Source organism: Nodosilinea sp. P-1105 (assembly GCF_012911975.1).
GTDB lineage: Bacteria > Cyanobacteriota > Cyanobacteriia > Phormidesmidales > Phormidesmidaceae > Nodosilinea.
Genome location: NZ_SMDQ01000173.1, coordinates 1 through 1,049 on the forward strand (window position 1 = coordinate 1; position 1,049 = coordinate 1,049).

Annotated in this window: 1 protein-coding gene; it reads left to right on the forward strand. The window is 57.5% G+C overall.

Annotation, left to right across the window (positions count from 1 at the left end):
* Positions 1 to 1,049, forward strand: a 1,049-nt coding sequence (gene psbD / locus E1H13_RS26620) for a photosystem II D2 protein (photosystem q(a) protein) (RefSeq protein WP_169617974.1), incomplete at both ends; no start/stop codon positions are given.

The window sequence follows — 1,049 nt, forward strand, 5'->3', positions numbered from 1 at the left end:
ATGACCATAGCAATGGGACGCGCGCAAGCCCAGCGAGGATGGTTCGACGTCCTTGACGACTGGCTAAAGCGCGATCGCTTTGTCTTTATTGGCTGGTCCGGCCTATTACTGTTCCCCTGCGCCTACATGGCGGTTGGGGGATGGTTAACCGGTACCACCTTCGTAACCTCTTGGTATACCCACGGCCTCGCGTCGTCGTACCTGGAAGGTTGCAACTTTTTGACCGTCGCTGTATCCACCCCAGCCAATAGCCTGGGCCACTCCCTGCTATTGCTGTGGGGCCCCGAAGCCCAGGGCGACTTTGTGCGCTGGTGTCAACTCGGCGGCCTGTGGAACTTCGTGGCTTTGCACGGCGCCTTCGGGCTGATCGGCTTCATGCTGCGTCAGTTTGAAGTGGCCCGTCTGGTGGGTCTGCGGCCTTATAACGCCATCGCCTTTTCGGCCCCAATTGCGGTATTTGTCAGTGTATTTCTGATGTACCCCTTGGGCCAGAGCGGTTGGTTCTTTGCCCCCAGCTTTGGGGTAGCCGCCATTTTCCGCTTTCTGCTGTTTTTCCAGGGCTTCCACAACTGGACCTTGAACCCCTTCCACATGATGGGGGTAGCCGGTGTGCTGGGGGGAGCGCTGCTGTGCGCCATCCATGGGGCGACGGTAGAGAACACCTTGTTCAAAGATGGCGAGAACGCCAACACCTTCCGCGCCTTTGAGCCCACCCAAGCGGAAGAGACCTATTCGATGGTGACCGCCAACCGATTCTGGTCTCAGATTTTTGGGATTGCGTTTTCCAATAAGCGCTGGCTGCACTTTTTCATGCTGTTCGTACCCGTGACTGGGTTGTGGATGGCATCGGTCGGGGTTGTGGGCTTAGGCCTGAACCTGCGGGCCTACGACTTTGTATCCCAAGAGATCCGTGCAGCGGAAGACCCTGAGTTCGAGACCTTCTACACCAAGAACATCTTGTTGAACGAAGGCATCCGGGCCTGGATGGCACCAACCGACCAGCCCCACGAGAAGTTTGTATTCCCCGAAGAGGTACTGCCCCGTGGTAA